The organism is Pseudomonas sp. S2_B07 (assembly GCF_054668435.1).
Genome location: NZ_CP162769.1, coordinates 2633517 through 2654570 on the forward strand (window position 1 = coordinate 2633517; position 21054 = coordinate 2654570).

Below are 21054 nucleotides of genomic sequence, written 5' to 3' on the forward strand. Positions count from 1 at the left end.
ATAATGCGCGACATTATGGGCGGTCTCATACCGCCTGCAACCTTTCAGGAAGTGCTTAATGCTCAAGGCGCTGCGTTTTTCCGGCTGGCCGCTGTTGGCCGGCGTGCTTATCGCTCTTTTGATAATTCAGCGTTACCCGCAGTGGGTCGGGCTTCCGAGCCTCGACGTGAACTTGCAGCAAGCACCGCAAACCACCAGTGTGCAACAGGGGCCGGTGTCCTATGCCGACGCCGTGGTCATTGCCGCACCTGCGGTGGTCAACCTGTACACCACCAAGGTCATCAACAAACCGAATCACCCACTGTTCGAAGACCCGCAGTTTCGCCGCTTCTTCGGGGACAATTCGCCCAAACAGAAGCGTATGGAGTCGAGCCTGGGTTCTGGCGTGATCATGAGCCCGGAAGGTTACATCCTGACCAACAACCACGTAACCACCGGGGCCGACCAGATTGTCGTGGCGCTCAAGGATGGCCGTGAGACCCTGGCTCGCGTGATCGGCAGCGACCCGGAAACCGATCTCGCGGTATTGAAGATCGACCTGAAGACCCTGCCGGCAATCACCATCGGCCGTTCCGACAACATCCGCATCGGCGACGTGGCGCTGGCCATCGGCAACCCGTTCGGTGTCGGCCAGACCGTGACCATGGGCATCATCAGCGCCACCGGGCGCAATCAGCTGGGCCTGAACAACTACGAAGATTTCATCCAGACCGACGCTGCGATCAATCCCGGCAACTCCGGCGGTGCGTTGGTGGACGCCAATGGCAACCTGACCGGCATCAACACGGCGATTTTCTCCAAATCTGGCGGCTCGCAAGGCATCGGGTTTGCGATCCCGGTCAAACTGGCGATGGAAGTGATGAAGTCGATCATCGAACACGGCCAGGTGATTCGCGGCTGGCTGGGCATTGAAGTGCAGCCGTTGAGCCAGGAACTGGCGGAGTCGTTCGGTCTGTCGGGACGTCCGGGGATTGTAGTCGCGGGGATCTTCCGTGACGGTCCGGCGCAGAAAGCCGGCCTGCAATTGGGTGATGTGATTCTCAGCATCGACGGCGAACCGGCCGGCGATGGTCGCCGTTCGATGAACCAGGTCGCGCGGATCAAGCCGACGGACAAGGTGACGGTTCAAGTAATGCGCAATGGCAAGGAGCTGAAGCTCACTGCCGAGATCGGCCTGCGCCCACCACCGGCACCGGTCAAAGAGAAAGAAGAAGAGTAACAGCCCTCCAGATCCCTTGTGGGAGCGTGGCTTGCCCGCGATGGCAACACCGCGGTGTATCAGGTACACCGCGTTATCGTTCATCGCGGGCAAGCCACGCTCCAACAGGGGTGGTGGTGGTTTAGAGGTCGCCGAGGCCGTCGATCAGCGCCTGGTTCTGCTCCGGTGTGCCGATGGAGATCCGCAGGAACTGGGCAATCCGCTCCTGCTTGAAGTGCCGAACGATCACGCCCTGCTCTCGCAACTTCGCCGCCAGCCCTGCCGCATCGTGCTTCGGATGACGGGCAAAAATGAAGTTGGCTGCCGACGGCAACACCTCAAAACCCTTCGCCTCAAGTTGCCCGACGACCTTGTCGCGACTCTCGATCACCAGCTGACAGGTCTTGTCGAAGTACTCACGATCCTCAAACGCCGCCGCAGCCCCGACAATCGCCAGGCGATCCAGCGGATAAGAGTTGAAGCTGTTCTTGATCCGCTCCAGCGCCTCGATCAAGTCCGGATGCCCCACCGCCAGGCCAACCCGCAGGCCGGCCAGTGAACGGGATTTGGACAGGGTCTGAGTCACCAGCAGGTTCGGATAACGGTCCACCAACGTGATCGCCGTCTCTCCGCCAAAGTCGATGTAGGCCTCATCTACCACGACCACTGAATCCGGGCTGGCCTTGAGGATCTGCTCAACGGCGTCCAGCGCCAGCAGGCAACCGGTCGGTGCATTCGGGTTCGGGAAGATGATCCCGCCGTTTGGCTTGGCGTAGTCGGCCGGGTTGATCTGGAACTGCTCGTCCAGCGGCACCGCGTCGAACCTGATGCCATACAACCCGCAGTAAACCGGATAGAAGCTGTAGCTGATGTCCGGGAACAGCAGCGGCTGATCGTGTTGCAGCAGACCGTGGAAGATGTGCGCCAGGACTTCATCGGAACCGTTGCCGAGGAACACCTGATTGCCTTGCACGCCGTAGTACCTGGCAACAGCCTGCTTGAGCAGGTCGCTGTTCGGGTCCGGGTACAAACGCAGATTGTCGTTCAGTTCGGTCTGCATCGCCGCCAGGGCTTTGGGCGATGGACCGTACGGGTTTTCGTTGGTGTTGAGCTTCACCAGTTTCGTCAATTTTGGCTGCTCGCCCGGCACGTAAGGCACCAGGCTCTTGACGAAGGGGCTCCAGAATTTACTCATCTTCAGTTCCCCTGCTTGTCGTCAATGATGCGGTATTCGGCACTGCGGGCGTGGGCGGTCAGCGACTCGCCACGGGCCAGTACCGAAGCGGTCTTGCCCAACTCGGACGCACCCTGCTCGGAACAGAAGATGATCGAGGAGCGTTTCTGGAAGTCGTACACACCCAGCGGCGAAGAAAAACGCGCGGTGCCAGACGTCGGCAACACGTGGTTCGGACCGGCGCAGTAGTCGCCCAAGGCTTCGGAGGTGTGACGGCCCATGAAAATCGCGCCCGCGTGACGGATCTGCGGCAACCACGCCTGCGGATCAGCGACCGACAACTCAAGGTGTTCCGGTGCGATGCGGTTGGCCACTTCGATGGCTTGTTCCATGTCGCGGACCTTGATCAACGCGCCCCGGCCATTGATCGAGGTTTCGATGATCTCGGCGCGTTCCATGGTTGGCAGCAGCTTGGCGATGCTCGCGGCGACCTTGTCGAGGAATTCGGCGTCCGGGCTGACCAGAATCGCCTGGGCGTCTTCATCGTGCTCGGCCTGGGAGAACAGGTCCATGGCGATCCAGTCCGGATCGGTCTGGCCGTCGCACACCACGAGAATCTCGGACGGACCGGCGATCATGTCGATACCGACCTGACCAAACACATGACGCTTGGCGGTGGCGACATAGATGTTGCCCGGGCCCACCACTTTATCGACCTTCGGCACGCTTTCGGTGCCGTAAGCCAGCGCGGCAACCGCTTGGGCGCCGCCGATGGTGAACACGCGGTCGACGCCGGCAATGCAGGCCGCAGCCAGTACCAGCTCGTTGATTTCACCGCGCGGGGTCGGCACCACCATGACCACTTCGGTCACGCCCGCCACTTTGGCCGGGATCGCGTTCATCAGCACCGAAGACGGATACGACGCTTTGCCGCCCGGCACATACAGACCGGCGCGATCCAGCGGCGTGACCTTCTGGCCCAACACCGTGCCGTCGGCTTCGGTGTAGCTCCAGGAATCCTGTTTCTGTTTTTCGTGGTAGCTGCGCACGCGGGCCGCGGCTTTTTCCAGTGCTTCACGCTGCGGCACGGTGATCCGGGTCAGGGCCAGTTCCAGGCGCTCACGCGGCAGGATCAGGTCGGCCATCGAGGCGACTTCGAGGCCATCGAACTTCTGGGTGAATTCCACCAGCGCCGCATCGCCACGCTCGCGCACGGCTTTGATGATGTCCAGCACCCGCTGATTGACCGAGTCGTCAGACACACTTTCCCAGCTCAGCAGATGATCCAGATGATGTGCGAAATCCGGGTCAGCAGCGTTGAGTCGGCGAATTGCAGTCGGTGCGGTCATAGCGAGAGCCTCATAGGAATGGCAAAAACTCAGGTGCCCGAAGCTACCATCGATCCGCTTGGGCACCTGAGAATTCTGGCTATGAGGCGGATAGACGGGCGCGACTTAACGTCGCGCAGGTGAATCAGCCGCGGTGTCGAGACTCCACTGCCTTGCGCAGGGTGTCGATCAACGCCTGGATACGGGCGTGCTGCATTTTCATCGAAGCTTTGTTGACGATCAGCCGGGAGCTGATGTCGGCAATGAAATCCTGAGGCTCCAGGCCATTGGCCCGCAGGGTGTTGCCGGTGTCGACCACGTCGATGATCTTGTCGGCCAGACCAATCAGCGGCGCCAGTTCCATCGAGCCGTACAGCTTGATGATGTCAACCTGACGACCCTGCTCGGCGTAGTAGCGCTTGGCAACGTTGACGAACTTGGTGGCAACCCGCAGACGGCCTTTGGGCTCGACATCGCCGACACGGCCGGCGGTCATCAGCTTGCACAGGGCAATGCGCAGGTCCAGAGGCTCGTACAGGCCCTGGCCGCCATATTCCATCAGCACATCTTTACCGGCGACGCCGAGGTCCGCGGCACCATGCTCGACATAGGTCGGCACGTCGGTGGCGCGCACGATCAGCAGACGTACGTCAGGCTGGGTCGTGGGAATGATCAGCTTGCGGCTCTTGTCCGGATTCTCGGTCGGCACGATGCCCGCTTCAGCCAGAAGCGGCAGGGTGTCGTCAAGGATGCGGCCCTTGGACAGTGCGATGGTCAACATGGGAAACGTCAGTCCTTATCAAGGTACTCATGCCCGGTCGCAAATGGCGCCGGACACACATCGAGCCGGAAACCGGCTCGACTTCAACAATTCAACGGGCATGTCCTTATGCCCATGCAGCAACTACTAGCCCGGTACGCGGCGGATCTTGGCGCCGAGCATCTGCAGTTTCTCTTCGATGCACTCGTAACCACGGTCGATGTGGTAGATGCGGTCGATCAGCGTGTCGCCTTCGGCGATCAACGCCGAGATCACCAGGCTGGCCGAAGCACGCAGGTCGGTGGCCATGACAGGCGCGCCTTTGAGCGTCTCGGTGCCGGTAACGATGGCAGTGTTGCCTTCGACCTGGATCTTGGCGCCCATGCGGTGCAGTTCGTAAACGTGCATGAAGCGGTTTTCGAAGATCGTCTCGATCACAGCGCCCGTGCCTTCGGCAATGGCGTTGAGGGAGATGAACTGCGCTTGCATGTCGGTAGGGAACGCCGGGTAAGGAGCGGTCCGCACGTTGACGGCTTTTGGCCGCTTGCCGTGCATGTTCAGCTCAATCCAGTCTTCGCCGCAGGTGATTTCGGCACCCGACTCGCGGAGTTTTTCCAGAACGGCTTCGAGGATAGTCGGATCAGTGTCCTTGACCTTCACACGACCGCCGGTCACGGCAGCCGCCACCAGGTAGGTGCCGGTTTCGATGCGGTCAGGCATCACTTTGTACGTGGTCGGGTGCAGACGCTCAACGCCATCAATGGTGATGGTGTCGGTGCCGGCGCCAGTGATCTTGGCACCCATGGCGATCAGGAAGTTCGCCAGGTCGATGACTTCAGGCTCACGAGCGGCGTTCTGCAACACGCTGCGGCCCTTGGCCAGAGCGGCCGCCATCATGATGTTTTCGGTGCCGGTCACGCTGACGGTGTCGAAGAAGAAGTGCGCGCCACGCAGGCCACCTTCAGGCGCCTTGGCCTTGATGTAGCCGCCTTCGACGTCGATGACCGCACCCATGGCTTCAAGGCCACGGATGTGCAGGTCAACCGGACGCGAACCGATGGCGCAACCGCCAGGCAGTGCGACTTCGGCTTCACCGAAACGGGCAACCATCGGGCCCAGCACCAGGATCGACGCACGCATGGTTTTAACCAGTTCGTACGGTGCGATCAGGGTCTTGATGGTGCGCGGGTCGATTTCGACGCTGAGCTTCTCGTCGATCACCGGCTCGATGCCCATGCGACCGAACAGCTCGATCATCGTGGTGATGTCGTGCAGGTGCGGCAGGTTGGCCACGGTTACCGGGCCATCACACAGCAGGGTGGCAGCCAGGATCGGCAGGGCAGAGTTCTTTGCCCCGGAGATGCGGATTTCGCCATCAAGACGAACGCCACCGGTAATAATCAATTTATCCATAAGAATCTCGACGCCCTTGGGCTCAGGTGCGCTCGGCCCAGGCCGCGCTGCTGAAAAATTTCATAGTGACCGCATGGATGCTGCCATCGGTGATCCATGGGTTCAAATGGGCATAGATCTGCTGCTGACGCTTCACCGGGCTCAACGCCGCCAGTTCATCGCTAATCACGTTCAGCTGGAAATTGCAGCCTTCGCCCTCAACTTCTACCAACGTTCCGGGCAGCTTTCCTTCAAGGAAGCTCTTCACTTCTACGGCCTGCATGCTCAACCTCAATCGGCGCCCTGTGCGCACGGGTCGGACATCATACAAAAAAGCCCCGCGCCTGCGAACCCCGCTAAGCAGGACTCTGACGGGGGGCTTCCTTATAGATGCGGTCAGGGGTGCGCCAACAGCTCGGTCAATTCGCTGACCTGAGCGATTTCACGCATGTCTTCGGGCATCCCACGGATGCTCAGCGCCTTGCCGGCCGCCTCTGCATCACGCATGAAGCACAGCAGCAGCGACAATCCGACGCTGCTGGACTTCAACACTGCCGAGCAGTCGACCACCAGTTCGGTAGCCGCGCTCGATTTAATCAACGCCTGCCCCTGCTTGCGCAAGCCAGGGGCCGTGAGGTAGTCCAGCATGCCGCTAAGCCGAAGTTCGCCGGACTCGCTCATGCGAATGGCCGACACACTCATTGGGCTGGCTTCTCAGTCGATGCCTTGGCTTTGGCGACTTCCCCGGCCCAACCGTTAATGGTCTTGTCCAGGTCGTTGCCATTGCGCTGCATCGCATCCGCGAACTGGTCACGGAACAGCTTGCCGATGTTGATACCGTTGATGATGACGTTGCGCAGTTTCCACTCGCCATTGATCTTTTCCAGTGTGTAAGACACCGGATAGATCGCGCCGTTACTGCCTTTGACGGTCATGCCGACGCTGGTGCGATCGCCCGATTCATCTTTGGCCGGGTCAACGGTGATGCCCTGATTGTTGTACTCGAGCAGCGCATTGCCATAAAACTGGAACAGACCCTTCTTGAAGTTTTCTTCGAAGGTTTTCATCTGTGCCGGCGTGGCTTTGCGTGAGTACTTGACCGTCATGATGCTCTTGGAGATGCCTTCGGCATCCACCACAGGTCCGACGATGGTGTTCAGCGCCGTATAGAAGTCCTGTGGATCCTGCTTGTACTTCTCTTTGTTGGCCGACAGATCGGCCAGCATCCGGTTGGTGGTGTCCTGTACCAGATCGTGCGCGGTAGGCGCCGCCACGGCGTTAGCCATCAACGGCAGCGCCGTGAGTACTACCAACAGGCCACGTCGCAAGGTAGAGATCATTCAAAAGCTCCTCATTTGGCGTCTTTGCTAACGGTATTGAGCAGGAATTTACCGATCAGGTCCTCAAGCACCAGCGACGACTGGGTGTCGTGGATGGTCCCACCATCCTTGAGCAAGGCTTCTTCGCCGCCCACGCTGATACCGATGTATTTCTCGCCCAACAGGCCAGCGGTCAGGATAGATGCAGTGGAGTCGGTCGGCAGGTTATCTACGCGCTTTTCCAGTTGCATGGTCACCCGACCGGTGAAGCTGTCGCGGTCCAGATCGATTGCGGTGACCTTGCCGATGGTGACACCGGCCATGGTCACTTTAGCTCTGACCGTCAAACCGGCGATATTGTCGAAGTACGCATAAAGTTTATACGTGTCGGTGCTCGGGCTCGGGGACAGACCACTCACCCGCAACGCCAGCAGCAATAAAGCCAGGATGCCAGCCAGCAAGAAAAGGCCGACACCGATTTCCAGGGTGCGGTTTTGCATCAGAAATCTCCAAACATCAAGGCGGTCAAAATAAAGTCCAGGCCGAGTACAGCCAAAGAGGCATACACCACGGTCTTGGTAGTGGCACGACTGATCCCCTCGGAAGTGGGCTCACAGTCATAGCCTTGGAATACGGCGATCCAGGTCACGACGAACGCGAAGACGATGCTTTTGATGATGCCATTGAGCACGTCATCAGTGAACGTCACGCTGTTTTGCATGTTCGACCAGTACGAACCTTCATACACACCGAGCCAGTCGACGGCCACCCACGAACCGCCCCAGATACCCACCACGCTGAAAATCATTGCCAGCACCGGCAGGGAAATGAAGCCGGCCCACAAGCGCGGGGCGACGATGTATTTGAGCGGGTCGACACCAATCATTTCCAGACTGGAGAGCTGTTCGGTGGACTTCATGTTGCCGATTTCCGCCGTCAGCGCCGAACCGGCACGCCCGGCAAACAGCAACGCCGTCACCACAGGTCCCAATTCACGCAATAGCGTCAGCGCAACCATCTGCCCGACCGCCTGCTCCGAGCCGTAGCTGGACAGGATGTTGAAGCCTTGCAGCGCCAGCACCATCCCGATGAACACGCCGGAGACGACAATGATCACCAGGGACATCACGCCGACAGAATGGAGCTGCTTGATCAGCAGGCCAAAGCCGCCGCCGATGCCACCGCGACCGAGCAAGGCATGGAACAGGAAAATCGTCGAGCGGCCGAACACCGCCAGCGCGTCGATGGCGGCATGGCCAAACCGGCGCACGCGCTCTATTAATGAAATCTTGCGCATCAACGCTTCCCCAGAAGATCTGCGCGGTAATCCGTCGCTGGAAAGTGGTATGCGACCGGACCGTCGGGTTCGCCGGTCATGAATTGACGGATCCGTGGCTCCTGCGAGTTCATCAGTTCCGCGGGAGTCCCCTGCCCCAACACCTGGCCTTCGCCGACGACATAGATGTAGTCGGCGATGCTCGCGGTTTCGGCCAGATCGTGGGACACCACGATACTGGTGATACCGAGCGCGTCGTTGAGCAGGCGGATCAGGCGCACCAGTACGCCCATGGCAATGGGGTCCTGGCCGACAAAGGGCTCGTCGTACATGAGGATCTGCGGATCGAGGGCAATCGCCCGGGCCAGCGCAACACGACGCTTCATGCCACCGGACAACTCGTCAGGCATCAGGTCGATGGCGCCACGCAAGCCCACGGCCTGCAATTTAAGCAGGACGATGTCGCGGATCATTTCTTCCGGCAGCTCGGTATGAACGCGCAGCGGAAACGCGACGTTCTCGAACACATCGAGGTCGGTAAACAGGGCGCCGCTCTGAAACAGCACCCCCATGTGTTTGCGCGCATCGAACAGATCACTGCGCGACAACTTGGGCAGGTTCTGGCCGTTGACCCACACTTCGCCCTTGGTGGGACGCAATTGTGCGCCCATCAATCGCAACAGCGTGGTTTTGCCACACCCGGAAGGCCCCATGATGCCGGTGACCTTGCCGCGCGGGATACGGATATCGACGTTATTGAAAATGCTGCGCGTACCGCGCTTGAAGGTCAGTCCCTTCAGCTCGACCGCGTAGGCGTTATCGGCACTCATCTAAACTCCTTGCGATGCAGCCTCTCACTCGGACGCCTGGCTCTCTGACGAAAGCACATACCTCCCCGGGCAGGCCGAACTGGCGGCGAACTATATCACTGCAAAGGCCTGCCCCCCAAGGCCCAAGCCCGACCATGTTCAGTAACATGACAGGCAAAAAGCCTTGTTTAGAGGGGATTCGGTTACAGGGAATGACAAAGCGTGACGAACTAGCGTGAGGGTTTTGATCATTACCGCTATAATCGCCGCCTTTTCATCAGGCTATACGATTTCTGACATGAGCCAATCCAGCGACCTGATTCAATCAGCACAACGCACCATCCGCCTCGAACTGGAAGCCGTAGAAGGCTTGCTGCCCCACATCGACGCTGATTTCGTACGCGCTTGCGAGATGATTCTGGCCAGCAAAGGCCGCGTGGTGGTGGTCGGCATGGGTAAGTCCGGGCACATCGGCAACAAGATCGCCGCCACCCTGGCCAGCACCGGCACCACGGCTTTTTTCGTGCACCCGGCCGAAGCCAGCCACGGCGACATGGGCATGATCACGCGAGACGACATCATCCTGGCCCTGTCGAACTCCGGTTCCACCAACGAAATCGTCACCCTGTTGCCCCTGATCAAGCGTCTGGGCATACAGTTGATCAGCGTGACCGGCAACCCGGAATCACCGCTGGCCAAGGCTGCCGAGGTCAATCTCAACGTTCACGTCGAACACGAGGCCTGCCCGCTGAACCTGGCACCCACCTCCTCTACCACTGCCGCGTTGGTCATGGGCGACGCCCTGGCCGTTGCGTTGCTGGAAGCGCGCGGCTTTACCGCTGAAGACTTCGCCTTTTCCCACCCCGGTGGTGCGCTGGGCCGGCGTCTGCTGCTGAAAGTGGAAAACGTCATGCACGCCGGGCAAGAGCTGCCACAGGTTCAACGCGGCACCTTGCTCAAGGACGCGTTGATGGAAATGACCCGCAAGGGTCTGGGCATGACCGTCATTCTGGAAGCCGACGGCAAGCTGGCAGGGATCTTCACTGACGGTGATCTGCGCCGCACACTGGATCGCAGCATCGACATCCACAGCGCCACCATTGACCAGGTCATGACCGCACACGGCAAGACCGCCCGCGCCGAAATGCTCGCCGCCGAGGCCCTGAAAATCATGGAAGACCACAAAATCAACGCGCTGGTCGTGGTCGACAGCGAAGACCGTCCGGTCGGCGCCTTGAACATGCACGACTTGCTGCGCGCAGGAGTAATGTAATGAGTTCGGACCTGCTGCAACGCGGCAAACAGATCAAACTTGCCGTGTTCGACGTCGACGGCGTGCTGACTGACGGACGCCTGTACTTCCTCGAAGACGGCAGTGAGTTCAAGACGTTCAACACCCTCGACGGTCAAGGCATCAAGATGTTGATGGCGGCGGGCGTACAGACGGCTATCATCAGCGGCCGCAAGACCCCGGTGGTCGAACGACGAGCAAAAAACCTCGGCATCCCGCACCTTTATCAAGGTCGCGAGGACAAACTGGTGGTACTGGACGAACTTCTGGCCCAACTCAACCTAAGCTATGAACAAGTGGCCTATCTCGGTGACGACCTGCCGGACCTGCCGGTGATTCGCCGCGTCGGCCTGGGCATGGCGGTAGCCAACGCTGCCAGCTTCGTGCGTGAAAACGCCCATGGCATTACCGTCGCCCGTGGTGGCGAGGGTGCCGCTCGCGAATTCTGCGAATTGATCCTGCGCGCCCAGGGCCGCCTCGATGCGGCCAACGCCGCGTACCTGTGAGCCCATTATGCTGAGCAAAAAGTTTCGTAACATCCTGTTGTTCAGTTGCATCGCGGCGCTGTTCGCTGCGGTCGGCTACTGGAACATCAGCCCGGAACGCTTTCTCGACAAGACAGTTGCCCCTGTCGACGAAAGCGCGATCGACTATTACGCACTCAACGCCCACAGCGTGCAGTACCTGCCGGACGGCAAATTGCAGTACGAAATGACGTCCGACAAGGTCGAACACCTGAAAGTGTCCGAGGTCACGCTGCTGACCAACCCCGACCTGAACATGTTCCGCGGCACCCAGTTTCCCTGGCACGTCCAGAGCGAACATGGGGAAGTCAATCCAGACGGCACCCAGGTCGAGCTGATCGACTCGGTACGCATTACCCGTTTCGACGAAAAGAACCGCAGGACCCTGATTACCACCACCCGTATGACTGTGTTCCCGCAGCAGCAATATGCGCAGACCGACCAACCCGTTAGAATCGACGGCGCTGGCGGTGTATCGACAGGCAACGGAATGAAAGCGTACTTGAAAGAAAGCAGGATACACCTGCTATCTAACGTAAGAGGACAGTATGAGGCTCGTTAAAACCCTCCCTATTTTGCTCAGTCTGGGCGCAGCACTGGGAAGCGTGAGCGCCTGGGCTCTGCCGAACGATCAAGAGCAGCCAATCCGCATTCAGGCCGACGATGCCCAACTGGACGACAAGAATGGCGTGGCCACCTATAAAGGTGACGTGATCATCACCCAGGGCTCGATGATCGTTAAGGGCAACACCGTAACCATCACTCGTACGCCGGCTGGCGACATCGACGTGGTGACTTCGGTGGGCAACCTCGCCTACTTCGAGCAACTGCAGACCGCTGGCGACACCAAGCCTGTCCAGGGTTGGGGTGTGACTATCCAGTACCACGCCGCGCAAAACCGCGTCGTGCTGATCGACAAGGCAAAAGTTGTCGACAAGGACAACAACACCACCCAGGGCGAGAAAATCGTCTACGACACAGTCAAGAAGCTTGCGAGCGCTGGCCGTGCGACAGGCAACAAGGTCACCGAGGCGCGTCCACGCATCGACATGGTGATCCAGCCGAAGAAGAAAACCGACGAGCAGAAGGCCCAGTAATGGCAACTCTGAAAGCTCAGCATCTGGCCAAGAGCTACAAGAGCCGCCAGGTCGTGCGCGACGTCAGCCTGTCGATCGACAGCGGTCAAATCGTCGGCCTGCTGGGTCCCAACGGCGCCGGCAAGACCACCTGCTTCTACATGATTGTCGGCCTGGTGCAGGCCGATCAGGGCCGTGTGCTGATCGATGATCTGGACGTCAGCCACCAGCCGATGCACGGTCGTGCAAAGGCCGGTATCGGCTATCTGCCGCAAGAAGCGTCGATCTTCCGCAAACTCTCGGTGGCCGACAACATCATGGCGATCCTCGAGACCCGCAAGGAACTCGACAAGGCCGGGCGTCGCAAAGAGCTGGAAAGCCTGCTGCAGGAATTCCACATCAGCCACATCCGCGACAACCTCGGCATGAGCCTGTCGGGTGGTGAACGCCGCCGCGTGGAAATCGCTCGCGCACTGGCCACCAATCCGAAATTCATCCTGCTCGACGAACCTTTCGCCGGCGTGGACCCGATTTCGGTCGGCGACATCAAGCAGATCATCTACCACCTCAAGGCCAAAGGCATTGGCGTGCTGATCACTGACCACAACGTCCGTGAAACCCTGGATATCTGCGAAACGGCCTACATCGTCAACGATGGCCAGCTGATTGCCGAAGGCGACTCCGCCACTATCCTGGCCAACGACCTGGTTAAAGAAGTTTATCTGGGCCATGAGTTCCGCCTGTAAGCGTTGAGGTGTCTGGCTAGTCGACTGAGCGCTTACGACGATAAAAATCAACAGGTTTTTATTGTTACAGCGCTCTAGGCAAACACTTCAGTTTCAGGCATATAATTTGCTTATGTTTGGCGCTCCGGCGCCCTGTAGTGGATGGCGCATGTGCGCCGGCGAATAAGGTGTTAAGCCCCTGCCATGAAACCATCGCTAGTCTTGAGAATGGGCCAGCAGCTGACGATGACACCGCAGCTGCAACAGGCCATCCGCCTGCTCCAATTGTCGACCCTGGACCTGCAACAGGAAATCCAGGAGGCCCTGGAGTCCAATCCGATGCTCGAACGCCAGGAAGAAGGCGACGACTTCGACAACGCCGACCCCTTGGCCGACAAAGCCGAACAGCAACCCAATGCCGATGTTTCGGAACCCTCCTACCAGGAAACCGCCCCGACGGTGGACAACCTCGAGGAAGGTGACTGGAACGAGCGCATTCCCAACGAACTGCCCGTCGACACGGCCTGGGAAGACGTCTACCAGACCAGCGCCAGCAGCCTGCCGAGCAACGATGACGACGAATGGGACTTCACCACTCGCACTTCGGCTGGCGAGAGCCTGCAAAGCCACCTGCTCTGGCAACTGAACCTGGCACCGATGTCCGACACCGATCGCCTGATCGCCGTGACCCTGATCGACTGCATCAACAATCAGGGCTACCTGGATGAAACCCTGGAGGAGATCCTCGAAGCCTTCGATCCGGAACTGGACATCGAACTGGACGAAATCGAAGCCGTCCTGCACCGCATCCAGCAATTCGAACCGGCCGGCATCGGCGCTCGCAACCTGGGCGAATGCCTGCTGCTGCAATTGCGCCAATTGCCCGCCAAGACGCCTTGGCTGGCCGAAGCCAAGCGCCTGGTCTGCGACTACATCGATTTGCTCGGCAGTCGCGACTACAGCCAGCTGATGCGCCGCATGAAGCTCAAGGAAGATGAACTGCGCCAGGTCATCGAACTGGTCCAGAGTCTCAACCCGCGCCCCGGCTCGCAGATCGAATCCAGCGAAGCCGAGTACGTCGTTCCAGACGTGATCGTGCGCAAGGACAACGAACGCTGGCTGGTGGAACTGAACCAGGAGTCGGTTCCAAGGCTGCGGGTCAACGCCCAGTACGCCGGGTTTGTCCGTCGCGCCGACACCAGCGCCGACAACACCTTCATGCGCAATCAGCTGCAAGAGGCCCGCTGGTTCATCAAGAGCCTGCAAAGCCGCAACGAAACCCTGATGAAAGTTGCCACCCAGATCGTCGAGCATCAGCGCGGCTTCCTCGAATACGGCGACGAAGCCATGAAGCCGCTGGTCCTGCATGACATCGCCGAAGCGGTAGGCATGCACGAATCGACGATTTCACGGGTGACCACGCAAAAATTCATGCATACCCCTCGGGGTATTTATGAGTTGAAATATTTTTTCTCCAGTCACGTCAGCACCTCCGAAGGCGGCGAATGCTCGTCCACGGCGATCCGCGCGATCATCAAAAAACTGGTTGCCGCGGAAAATCAGAAAAAGCCGTTGAGTGACAGCAAGATCGCTGGTTTACTGGAGGCACAAGGCATTCAGGTGGCTCGCCGCACCGTCGCCAAGTACCGCGAATCCTTAGGGATCGCGCCTTCGAGCGAACGCAAGCGGTTGATGTAGAGCCACGCCACAGCGTTCCAGTGGTAGATCATCTGATCTACCGCTTTATGCACTGGCAACGAAGGAGAAGCTGTATGCAAGTCAACATCAGTGGACACCAACTGGAAGTGACCGAACCCCTGCGCACCTACATCGGCGAAAAACTCGAACGATTAGAGCGGCATTTCGACAAGATCACCAACGTGCAGGTCACGATGACGGTCGAGAAGCTGAAGCAGAAAATCGAAGCCACCCTGCATATTCCCGGCAGTGAAGTGGTCGCCAACGCGGAGCATACCGATATGTACGCGGCGATCGACTCACTGACCGACAAGCTGGATAAACAACTCAAAAAGCATAAGGAAAAGACCCAGAGCCTCCTCCAGGGTGCAACCGGTCGTTAACACTCCCAACCCATGATCCGACTTGAAAACATCCTGACCCCCGGCCGTTCCCTCGTGAACGTGCCGGGCGGCAGTAAAAAGAAAGCCCTCGAACAAATTGCCAACCTGATCGCCCGGGAAGTGCCGGATCTGGAGATGCAAGATGTCTTCGAGGCTTTGATTGCCCGTGAAAAACTCGGCTCGACCGGTTTTGGCAACGGCATCGCCATCCCCCACTGCCGCCTGAAGGATTGCAAGTCGCCCATCAGCGCCTTGATGCACCTCGACGCCCCTATCGATTTCGACGCCATCGACGGCGCTCCGGTTGACCTGTTGTTCGTACTGCTGGTCCCGCAAGCGGCTACCGATGCGCACCTTGAACTGCTCCGCCAGATCGCCAGCATGCTCGATCGCAAGGAGGTGCGGGAAAAACTGCGTAGTGCTCAGAGTAACGAAGCCTTGTATAAGGTTGTTCTGGAAGAGCAAAACGGTCACTAATCATGCGCTTGATCATCGTCAGTGGCCGTTCCGGCTCAGGTAAAAGTACCGTACTCGATGTTCTCGAGGACAACGGCTACTACTGCATCGACAACCTGCCCGCCGGCTTGCTGCCGGAACTGGCCGAACGCGCACTGATTCATACCGAATTGGCACAGCCGTTGGTCGCCGTGTCCATCGATGCGCGTAACCTGCCGAGCCACCTGTCACGCTTTCCCGAACTGCTCGAAGAAGTCCGTAGCCGGCACATCAAGTGCGATGTGCTGTACCTGGACGCCGACGAAGAAACCTTGCTCAAGCGCTTTTCCGAAACCCGTCGGCGTCACCCGCTGAGCACCCCCAACCGTTCGTTGGCCGAGGCGATCGAGGACGAAAGCAATCTGCTGGGTCCGATCGTCGATCTGGCCGACCTCAAGATCAACACCACGAATCTGAACCTGTACCAGCTGCGCGACACCATCAAGCTGCGCCTGCTGAACCAGCCGGAAGCCGGTACTGCCTTTCTGGTCGAGTCGTTCGGATTCAAGCGTGGCATGCCGGTGGACGCGGACCTGGTGTTCGACGTGCGTTGCCTGCCCAACCCTTACTGGAAGCCGGAGCTGCGTGCGCAGTCGGGGCTCGATCAACCGGTGGCCGAGTACCTCGCCGCTCAACCGGACGTCGAAGAAATGTTCCAGGACATATCGTCGTATCTGCTCAAGTGGCTGCCGCGCTTTGCCGCCAGCAACCGTGCTTATGTCACCATTGCCATTGGCTGCACCGGCGGGCATCACCGCTCCGTCTACCTGACCGAACGTCTGGGCCAGGTTCTGCAACAATCCCTGAAGAACGTCCAGGTCCGCCACCGCGACCTCAGCTAAAGGATTCACACCGCGATGCCTGCTCTGGAAATCGAAATCATCAACAAGCTGGGCCTGCATGCCCGTGCTTCTGCAAAATTCGTCGGGGTCGCCGGCGAGTTCAAGGATTGCACGATCAGAGTAGGACGCACTCCGGAATCCACGGTCGACGGCAAAAGCATCATGGCAATGATGATGCTCGCTGCGGGCAAGGGCACCAAAATCTATATCAGCACCGAAGGCGAAGACGCGCAAAGGGCACTGGATGCGTTGAAGGACTTGATCGACCGTTATTTCGACGAAGGCGAGTAAACGCCAGTCCAGACCAAAGCCGCTCAGTAACCCGATAAAAAAGGCGCACCACCCAATCAGGTGGCGCGCCTTTTTTGTGACAAGCGAGTTTAGCTGCCCGCCACCGTCATGCGCTCGATCAAAACAGAACCCGTACGAATGTTGCTGCGCAGCTCCAGGTCATTACCCACCGCCACGATCTGCTTGAACATGTCGCGCATATTGCCGGCAATGGTCACTTCCTGGACCGCGAACTGGATTTCGCCGTTCTCGACCCAGAAACCCGCCGCACCACGGGAGTAATCCCCGGTGACCATGTTCAGGCCCTGCCCCATCAGTTCGGTGACCAGCAGGCCACGGCCCATGCGGCGCAGCAAAGCGGCCTGATCTTCATCGCCGTGGGTGACGAACAGGTTGTGCACGCCGCCAGCGTTGGCGGTACTCGGCATCCCGAGTTTGCGCCCGGAATAGGTGCCAAGGATGTACGACACCAGCTCACCCTTTTCGACGAACGGTTTGGCGTAGGTCGCCAGACCATCGCCATCAAACGCGGAACTGCCCAGGGCGCGCATCAAGTGCGGACGTTCGTCGATGGTCAACCATTCCGGGAACAGCTTCTGACCCAGCGTACCTTCGAGGAACGACGATTTGCGGTACAGGCTGCCGCCGGAAATCGCCGACAGGAAGCTGCCGAACAAACCACCCGCCAGCTCGGCGGAAAACAGCACCGGCACCTCGCAAGTCGGTACCGGACGCGCGCCCAGACGGCTCGCCGCCCGTTGCGCGGCACGTTGGCCAATGCTCACCGGGTCGGCCAGCAAATTGCCCTGACGGTTCACGTCGTACCAGTAATCACGCTGCATCTGGCCATCAGCCTCGGCGATCATCACGCAGCTCAGGCTGTGGCGGGTCGACGCGTAGCCACCGATAAACCCATGGCTGTTGCCGTACACGCGGCAACCCTGATGAGTGCTGAGGGTGGTGCCGTCGGCATTTTTGATCCGGCTGTCGGTGGCAAACGCAGCGGCTTCGCAGGCCAGCGCTTGTTCGATGGCTTGTTCCGGGGTGATGTCCCATTGGTGGAACAGGTCGAAATCCTGCAGGTCGCGAGCCATCAGCGCGGCATCAGCCAGGCCCGAGGCTTCGTCTTCGGAGGTGTGCTTGGCGATGGCGAGCGCCGCCGCGACGGTTTCGCGAATGGCCTCAGGACCACTGGCCGAGGTACTGGCCGAGCCTTTGCGCTGACCGACGTACAAGGTGATGCCAAAGCCCTGATCGCGGTTGAATTCGACGGTTTCGACCTCACGCTGACGCACCGAGGTGGACAGGCCCTGCTCCAGGGACACGGCAACTTCGCAGGCGCTGGCGCCCTGACGCTTGGCTTCAGCGATGATCTGCTCGACTTGTTCTTGCAGTGCCGGCAACGCTTGTGGGCCGACGCTTTCAACTGCACTCATGCTGTTCTCCACTCAAATTCTGCTTTCGGTAAGGCCTTCGAGCGACCGGGCCGGACAAGTGGCCCCCGACTGGTTATCATGGCGGCGTTTCTTTGCGGACGGCCACCATGGTTGATTCTTACGACGACTCCCTCGATACGGGAGAAAAAAGCAAATCCCAGGTTAAACGCGAGCTTCATGCTCTGGTTGACCTTGGCGAGCGCCTTACAACACTCAAGCCTGACTTGCTGGCAAAACTGCCGTTGACCGACGCTATGCGTCGGGCCCTGGCCGATGCGCCCAAGCACACCGCGAATATCGCGCGTAAACGGCACCTTATGTTCATCGGCAAACTGATGCGCGATCAGGACACTGCCGCCATTCTGACCTTGCTCGATCAACTCGATGCCTCCACCCGGCAGTACAACGAACGTTTCCATGGCCTGGAACGCTGGCGCGATCGCTTGATCGCGGGCGACGATGCAGTCCTGGAGAAGTTCGTGCTCGACTACCCGGAGGCTGATCGTCAGCAATTGCGCTCCCTGATCCGTCAGGCCCAGCACGAACTGGCGACCAACAAGCCACCGGCATCGAGCCGTAAAATCTTCAAGTACATCCGAGAGCTGGACGAGACTCAACGCGGTCTGCGCTAAGTCCCGAATCGGGTGAACCGCATGCGGTTCACCCGAAGCTCCATCCCTGCTTACGATCCTGTGCCACCCACAGTGATCGCATCGATTTTCAGCGTTGGCTGGCCGACACCCACCGGCACCGACTGCCCATCCTTGCCACACGTCCCCACGCCGCTGTCCAGCGCCAGATCGTTACCGACCATCGACACCTTGCTCATGGCTTCCGGACCGTTGCCGATCAACGTCGCGCCTTTGACCGGGGCGGTAATCTTGCCGTCTTCGATCAGGTACGCCTCGCTGGTGGAGAACACGAACTTGCCGCTGGTAATGTCCACCTGGCCACCGCCGAGGTTGGCGCAGTAGATGCCGCGTTTGACCGAAGCGATGATTTCCGCCGGATCGCTTTCGCCCGCCAGCATGTAGGTGTTGGTCATGCGCGGCATCGGCAGGTGCGCGTAGGATTCGCGACGACCGTTACCGGTACGGGCCACGCCCATCAGACGCGCATTGAGCTTGTCCTGCATATAGCCTTTGAGTACGCCGTTTTCGATCAACGTGGTGCACTGGGTCGGGGTACCTTCGTCGTCGACGCTCAGAGAGCCACGACGGCCTGCCAGCGTGCCGTCATCGACGATGGTGCACAGCTTGGAGGCAACCATCTCGCCCATGCGCCCGCTGTAGGCCGAACTGCCCTTGCGGTTGAAGTCGCCTTCCAGACCGTGGCCGACCGCTTCGTGCAGCAGCACGCCGGACCAGCCGGAACCCAATACCACCGGCAACGTACCGGCCGGCGCCGGAATGGCTTCCAGGTTGACCAGTGCCTGACGCAACGCTTCACGGGCGTAGCCCATGGCGCGGTCGTCACTGAGGAAATAACGGTAATCGGTACGTCCGCCACCGCCATGCCCACCGCGCTCGCGGCGACCGTTTTGTTCAACGATCACGCTCACGTTGAAACGCACCAGCGGCCGTACATCGGCGGCCAGGCTGCCATCGGTGGAGGCCACGAGGATGCGCTCCCAGACGCCGGCCATGCTCACGGTCACTTGCTGGATGCGTGGATCGAGGGCGCGTGTGGCTGCATCGATGCGCTTGAGCAGTTCGACTTTCTCGGCGCGGGAGATCACTTCCAGCGGGTTGTCCGGTCCGTATAACTGGGCAACGTCCTGGGTGGTGAACGCCTGCACCGTGCCATTTTGCCCGGCGCGGGAGATCGAACGCGCGGCACGGGCCGCGGCACCGAGGGCTTCCAGGGTGATGGCATTGCTGTACGCAAAACCGGTTTTTTCACCCGATTGCGCACGCACGCCGACGCCTTGGTCGAGGTTGAAGCTGCCTTCCTTGACGATCCCGTCTTCCAGCGCCCAGGACTCGGAAATCTGCCCCTGGAAATACAGGTCGGCGGCATCGATGCCCGGGCCGGCCAGATCACCGAGTACACCTTGCAGGCTCTCGATCGTTACGCCACCGGGCGCCAAGAGGTGTTCACTGACTGAGGACAACAACTCGCTCATATGCTTTACGCCTTAAATTCATCGTTCTGAGGCAGGTCGCTGGGCGCCCTGCGAGAAAAAACGCCGGTGACTGGACACCGGCATCCGCGCCCTGATGGACGCCTGTTCGCTGCTATCGCGTTCGGCCAGCAGCACGGCCTCGCCTTGATCCTGTTGTGCCAGCACCCGGCCCCAGGGGTCGACGATTGCGGCATGTCCCCAGGTTTCTCGCGGCCCCGGATGCGTTCCACCCTGAGCGGCCGCCAGCACATAACATTGAGTCTCGATGGCCCGGGCACGAATCAGCACATCCCAATGCGCCGCGCCGGTCACCGCCGTAAACGCCGACGGCGCGGTAATCAACTCCGCCCCGGCAGCCCGTAATTCGCTGTACAGCTCCGGGAAGCGCAGGTCGTAACACACCGTCAGGCCGACTCGCCCGACCGGCGTATCCGCAACCACCACGCCACCGCCATAAGCATAGTCATCGGACTCACGATAACGCCCGCGATTGTCCGCCACGTCCACGTCAAACAAGTGCAGCTTGTCGTAGCGCGCTACTGTTTCGCCATGATCGTTCACCAACAACGAGCAGGCATGCACCTTCGCCGTCGGTTGATCCACCGGCGGCAACGGCAATGTGCCTGCCACTATCCATAACTTGAGGTCGAGGGCGGTCTGTTTCAACCATGGCAGGATAGGGCCTTCACCCAATGCCTCGGCGCGGCCGATGTCGGCAATGTCGCGCCGGCCCATGGCGGCGAAGTTTTCCGGCAGCACGGCGAGTTGCGCACCACCGGCCGCTGCCTGTTCAAGCAGCCGGCGAGCCTGAGCCAGATTGGCCAGCACATCGCTTTGGCTGACCATTTGAATCACCGCTACCGACATGGCCTTTCCTTACTCGAGAAGTGTCCGCCAACCTGTAGCAGCTGG

Annotated in this window: 25 protein-coding genes; 12 read left to right on the forward strand and 13 right to left on the reverse strand. The window is 59.8% G+C overall.

What is annotated here, in order from left to right; genetic code table 11:
* Nucleotides 1-58 precede the first annotated feature (58 nt).
* The gene (gene algW / locus AB4N43_RS12235) at nucleotides 59-1219 is read left to right on the forward strand and encodes a Do family serine endopeptidase AlgW (RefSeq protein ID WP_027924545.1); all 1161 of its coding nucleotides are present in this window, start codon (nucleotides 59-61) and stop codon (nucleotides 1217-1219) included.
* Nucleotides 1220-1340: 121 nt separating this feature from the next.
* Here algW and hisC read toward each other — a convergent pair whose 3' ends face one another.
* From hisC to AB4N43_RS12285, 10 genes are all read right to left on the reverse strand, one after another.
* The gene (gene hisC, locus AB4N43_RS12240) at nucleotides 1341-2393 is read right to left on the reverse strand and encodes a histidinol-phosphate transaminase (protein WP_027924544.1); all 1053 of its coding nucleotides are present in this window, start codon (nucleotides 2391-2393) and stop codon (nucleotides 1341-1343) included.
* Between the two features lie 2 nt (nucleotides 2394-2395).
* A complete protein-coding gene (gene hisD / locus AB4N43_RS12245) occupies nucleotides 2396-3721 on the reverse strand; it encodes a histidinol dehydrogenase (protein ID WP_027924543.1) in 1326 nt (441 codons plus the stop codon).
* A 124-nt stretch (nucleotides 3722-3845) separates the two neighbouring features.
* Nucleotides 3846-4481, reverse strand: coding sequence for an ATP phosphoribosyltransferase (gene hisG, locus AB4N43_RS12250; RefSeq protein WP_007942738.1), 636 nt, complete (start codon nucleotides 4479-4481; stop codon nucleotides 3846-3848).
* A 126-nt stretch (nucleotides 4482-4607) separates the two neighbouring features.
* Nucleotides 4608-5873 (reverse strand): UDP-N-acetylglucosamine 1-carboxyvinyltransferase, encoded by a 1266-nt coding sequence (gene murA, locus AB4N43_RS12255; protein ID WP_027924542.1) that lies wholly within the window; start codon nucleotides 5871-5873, stop codon nucleotides 4608-4610.
* Nucleotides 5874-5895: 22 nt separating this feature from the next.
* Nucleotides 5896-6135, reverse strand: a complete 240-nt coding sequence (locus AB4N43_RS12260) for a BolA family protein (RefSeq protein WP_007912386.1) — start codon at nucleotides 6133-6135, stop codon at nucleotides 5896-5898.
* A gap of 113 nt (nucleotides 6136-6248) precedes the next feature.
* A complete protein-coding gene (locus AB4N43_RS12265) occupies nucleotides 6249-6554 on the reverse strand; it encodes an STAS domain-containing protein (protein ID WP_027924541.1) in 306 nt (101 codons plus the stop codon).
* Complete coding sequence (locus AB4N43_RS12270; protein ID WP_027924540.1) at nucleotides 6551-7192, reverse strand: MlaC/ttg2D family ABC transporter substrate-binding protein; 642 nt, start codon at nucleotides 7190-7192, stop codon at nucleotides 6551-6553. The genes AB4N43_RS12265 and AB4N43_RS12270 overlap by 4 nt, the downstream gene beginning before the upstream one ends.
* An 11-nt stretch (nucleotides 7193-7203) precedes the next feature.
* Nucleotides 7204-7671 (reverse strand): outer membrane lipid asymmetry maintenance protein MlaD, encoded by a 468-nt coding sequence (gene mlaD, locus AB4N43_RS12275; RefSeq protein WP_027924539.1) that lies wholly within the window; start codon nucleotides 7669-7671, stop codon nucleotides 7204-7206.
* The gene (gene mlaE / locus AB4N43_RS12280) at nucleotides 7671-8468 is read right to left on the reverse strand and encodes a lipid asymmetry maintenance ABC transporter permease subunit MlaE (RefSeq protein WP_027924538.1); all 798 of its coding nucleotides are present in this window, start codon (nucleotides 8466-8468) and stop codon (nucleotides 7671-7673) included. The genes mlaD and mlaE overlap by 1 nt, the downstream gene beginning before the upstream one ends.
* Nucleotides 8468-9277 carry an ATP-binding cassette domain-containing protein gene (locus AB4N43_RS12285; protein WP_027924537.1) on the reverse strand — a complete coding sequence of 270 codons (810 nt, stop codon included), beginning with the start codon at nucleotides 9275-9277 and terminating at the stop codon, nucleotides 8468-8470. Before AB4N43_RS12285 ends, mlaE begins: the two co-directional genes overlap by 1 nt.
* Before the next feature lie 277 nt (nucleotides 9278-9554).
* Here AB4N43_RS12285 and AB4N43_RS12290 point away from each other — a divergent pair, with 277 nt between their 5' ends.
* From AB4N43_RS12290 to AB4N43_RS12335, 10 genes are all read left to right on the forward strand, one after another.
* The gene (locus AB4N43_RS12290) at nucleotides 9555-10529 is read left to right on the forward strand and encodes a KpsF/GutQ family sugar-phosphate isomerase (protein ID WP_027924536.1); all 975 of its coding nucleotides are present in this window, start codon (nucleotides 9555-9557) and stop codon (nucleotides 10527-10529) included.
* Nucleotides 10529-11053, forward strand: a complete 525-nt coding sequence (locus AB4N43_RS12295; RefSeq protein ID WP_027924535.1) for a KdsC family phosphatase — start codon at nucleotides 10529-10531, stop codon at nucleotides 11051-11053. Before AB4N43_RS12290 ends, AB4N43_RS12295 begins: the two co-directional genes overlap by 1 nt.
* Before the next feature lie 7 nt (nucleotides 11054-11060).
* Nucleotides 11061-11633 carry an LPS export ABC transporter periplasmic protein LptC gene (lptC, locus tag AB4N43_RS12300; RefSeq protein WP_027924534.1) on the forward strand — a complete coding sequence of 191 codons (573 nt, stop codon included), beginning with the start codon at nucleotides 11061-11063 and terminating at the stop codon, nucleotides 11631-11633.
* Nucleotides 11620-12168: a lipopolysaccharide transport periplasmic protein LptA gene (gene lptA / locus AB4N43_RS12305; RefSeq protein WP_027924533.1), complete on the forward strand. Its 549-nt coding sequence runs from the start codon at nucleotides 11620-11622 to the stop codon at nucleotides 12166-12168. Before lptC ends, lptA begins: the two co-directional genes overlap by 14 nt.
* The gene (gene lptB / locus AB4N43_RS12310) at nucleotides 12168-12893 is read left to right on the forward strand and encodes an LPS export ABC transporter ATP-binding protein (protein WP_027924532.1); all 726 of its coding nucleotides are present in this window, start codon (nucleotides 12168-12170) and stop codon (nucleotides 12891-12893) included. Before lptA ends, lptB begins: the two co-directional genes overlap by 1 nt.
* A gap of 183 nt (nucleotides 12894-13076) precedes the next feature.
* Nucleotides 13077-14570, forward strand: coding sequence for an RNA polymerase factor sigma-54 (locus AB4N43_RS12315; protein ID WP_027924531.1), 1494 nt, complete (start codon nucleotides 13077-13079; stop codon nucleotides 14568-14570).
* A gap of 74 nt (nucleotides 14571-14644) precedes the next feature.
* Nucleotides 14645-14953: a ribosome hibernation-promoting factor, HPF/YfiA family gene (hpf, locus tag AB4N43_RS12320; RefSeq protein WP_027924530.1), complete on the forward strand. Its 309-nt coding sequence runs from the start codon at nucleotides 14645-14647 to the stop codon at nucleotides 14951-14953.
* A gap of 12 nt (nucleotides 14954-14965) precedes the next feature.
* Nucleotides 14966-15430 carry a PTS IIA-like nitrogen regulatory protein PtsN gene (ptsN, locus tag AB4N43_RS12325; protein WP_027924529.1) on the forward strand — a complete coding sequence of 155 codons (465 nt, stop codon included), beginning with the start codon at nucleotides 14966-14968 and terminating at the stop codon, nucleotides 15428-15430.
* A gap of 2 nt (nucleotides 15431-15432) precedes the next feature.
* The gene (rapZ, locus tag AB4N43_RS12330; RefSeq protein ID WP_027924528.1) at nucleotides 15433-16290 is read left to right on the forward strand and encodes an RNase adapter RapZ; all 858 of its coding nucleotides are present in this window, start codon (nucleotides 15433-15435) and stop codon (nucleotides 16288-16290) included.
* A gap of 15 nt (nucleotides 16291-16305) precedes the next feature.
* A complete protein-coding gene (locus AB4N43_RS12335; protein ID WP_123435312.1) occupies nucleotides 16306-16581 on the forward strand; it encodes an HPr family phosphocarrier protein in 276 nt (91 codons plus the stop codon).
* An 89-nt stretch (nucleotides 16582-16670) separates the two neighbouring features.
* Here AB4N43_RS12335 and pmbA read toward each other — a convergent pair whose 3' ends face one another.
* Complete coding sequence (pmbA, locus tag AB4N43_RS12340; RefSeq protein WP_027924526.1) at nucleotides 16671-18017, reverse strand: metalloprotease PmbA; 1347 nt, start codon at nucleotides 18015-18017, stop codon at nucleotides 16671-16673.
* A 107-nt stretch (nucleotides 18018-18124) separates the two neighbouring features.
* Here pmbA and yjgA point away from each other — a divergent pair, with 107 nt between their 5' ends.
* Nucleotides 18125-18649, forward strand: a complete 525-nt coding sequence (gene yjgA, locus AB4N43_RS12345) for a ribosome biogenesis factor YjgA (RefSeq protein ID WP_027924525.1) — start codon at nucleotides 18125-18127, stop codon at nucleotides 18647-18649.
* 50 nt (nucleotides 18650-18699) lie between these two features.
* Here yjgA and tldD read toward each other — a convergent pair whose 3' ends face one another.
* Both tldD and AB4N43_RS12355 read right to left on the reverse strand, forming a co-directional pair.
* On the reverse strand, nucleotides 18700-20142 hold the full coding sequence (tldD, locus tag AB4N43_RS12350) for a metalloprotease TldD (protein WP_027924524.1): 1443 nt from the start codon (nucleotides 20140-20142) through the stop codon (nucleotides 18700-18702).
* 18 nt (nucleotides 20143-20160) lie between these two features.
* Entirely contained in the window at nucleotides 20161-21009 is an 849-nt protein-coding gene (locus AB4N43_RS12355; RefSeq protein ID WP_027924523.1) for a carbon-nitrogen hydrolase family protein, read from the reverse strand.
* Between the last annotated feature and the right edge of the window lie 45 nt (nucleotides 21010-21054).

What these genes read in the sequence shown, in the direction of transcription:
- algW (WP_027924545.1), top strand. Translation starts at nt 59, where the DNA reads ATGCTCAAGGCGCTGCGTTTTTCCGGCTGGCCGCTGTTGGCCGGCGTG.
- hisC (WP_027924544.1), bottom strand. Translation starts at nt 2,393, where the DNA reads ATGAGTAAATTCTGGAGCCCCTTCGTCAAGAGCCTGGTGCCTTACGTG.
- hisD (WP_027924543.1), bottom strand. Translation starts at nt 3,721, where the DNA reads ATGACCGCACCGACTGCAATTCGCCGACTCAACGCTGCTGACCCGGAT.
- hisG (WP_007942738.1), bottom strand. Translation starts at nt 4,481, where the DNA reads ATGTTGACCATCGCACTGTCCAAGGGCCGCATCCTTGACGACACCCTG.
- murA (WP_027924542.1), bottom strand. Translation starts at nt 5,873, where the DNA reads ATGGATAAATTGATTATTACCGGTGGCGTTCGTCTTGATGGCGAAATC.
- AB4N43_RS12260 (WP_007912386.1), bottom strand. Translation starts at nt 6,135, where the DNA reads ATGCAGGCCGTAGAAGTGAAGAGCTTCCTTGAAGGAAAGCTGCCCGGA.
- AB4N43_RS12265 (WP_027924541.1), bottom strand. Translation starts at nt 6,554, where the DNA reads ATGAGTGTGTCGGCCATTCGCATGAGCGAGTCCGGCGAACTTCGGCTT.
- AB4N43_RS12270 (WP_027924540.1), bottom strand. Translation starts at nt 7,192, where the DNA reads ATGATCTCTACCTTGCGACGTGGCCTGTTGGTAGTACTCACGGCGCTG.
- mlaD (WP_027924539.1), bottom strand. Translation starts at nt 7,671, where the DNA reads ATGCAAAACCGCACCCTGGAAATCGGTGTCGGCCTTTTCTTGCTGGCT.
- mlaE (WP_027924538.1), bottom strand. Translation starts at nt 8,468, where the DNA reads ATGCGCAAGATTTCATTAATAGAGCGCGTGCGCCGGTTTGGCCATGCC.
- AB4N43_RS12285 (WP_027924537.1), bottom strand. Translation starts at nt 9,277, where the DNA reads ATGAGTGCCGATAACGCCTACGCGGTCGAGCTGAAGGGACTGACCTTC.
- AB4N43_RS12290 (WP_027924536.1), top strand. Translation starts at nt 9,555, where the DNA reads ATGAGCCAATCCAGCGACCTGATTCAATCAGCACAACGCACCATCCGC.
- AB4N43_RS12295 (WP_027924535.1), top strand. Translation starts at nt 10,529, where the DNA reads ATGAGTTCGGACCTGCTGCAACGCGGCAAACAGATCAAACTTGCCGTG.
- lptC (WP_027924534.1), top strand. Translation starts at nt 11,061, where the DNA reads ATGCTGAGCAAAAAGTTTCGTAACATCCTGTTGTTCAGTTGCATCGCG.
- lptA (WP_027924533.1), top strand. Translation starts at nt 11,620, where the DNA reads ATGAGGCTCGTTAAAACCCTCCCTATTTTGCTCAGTCTGGGCGCAGCA.
- lptB (WP_027924532.1), top strand. Translation starts at nt 12,168, where the DNA reads ATGGCAACTCTGAAAGCTCAGCATCTGGCCAAGAGCTACAAGAGCCGC.
- AB4N43_RS12315 (WP_027924531.1), top strand. Translation starts at nt 13,077, where the DNA reads ATGAAACCATCGCTAGTCTTGAGAATGGGCCAGCAGCTGACGATGACA.
- hpf (WP_027924530.1), top strand. Translation starts at nt 14,645, where the DNA reads ATGCAAGTCAACATCAGTGGACACCAACTGGAAGTGACCGAACCCCTG.
- ptsN (WP_027924529.1), top strand. Translation starts at nt 14,966, where the DNA reads ATGATCCGACTTGAAAACATCCTGACCCCCGGCCGTTCCCTCGTGAAC.
- rapZ (WP_027924528.1), top strand. Translation starts at nt 15,433, where the DNA reads ATGCGCTTGATCATCGTCAGTGGCCGTTCCGGCTCAGGTAAAAGTACC.
- AB4N43_RS12335 (WP_123435312.1), top strand. Translation starts at nt 16,306, where the DNA reads ATGCCTGCTCTGGAAATCGAAATCATCAACAAGCTGGGCCTGCATGCC.
- pmbA (WP_027924526.1), bottom strand. Translation starts at nt 18,017, where the DNA reads ATGAGTGCAGTTGAAAGCGTCGGCCCACAAGCGTTGCCGGCACTGCAA.
- yjgA (WP_027924525.1), top strand. Translation starts at nt 18,125, where the DNA reads ATGGTTGATTCTTACGACGACTCCCTCGATACGGGAGAAAAAAGCAAA.
- tldD (WP_027924524.1), bottom strand. Translation starts at nt 20,142, where the DNA reads ATGAGCGAGTTGTTGTCCTCAGTCAGTGAACACCTCTTGGCGCCCGGT.
- AB4N43_RS12355 (WP_027924523.1), bottom strand. Translation starts at nt 21,009, where the DNA reads ATGTCGGTAGCGGTGATTCAAATGGTCAGCCAAAGCGATGTGCTGGCC.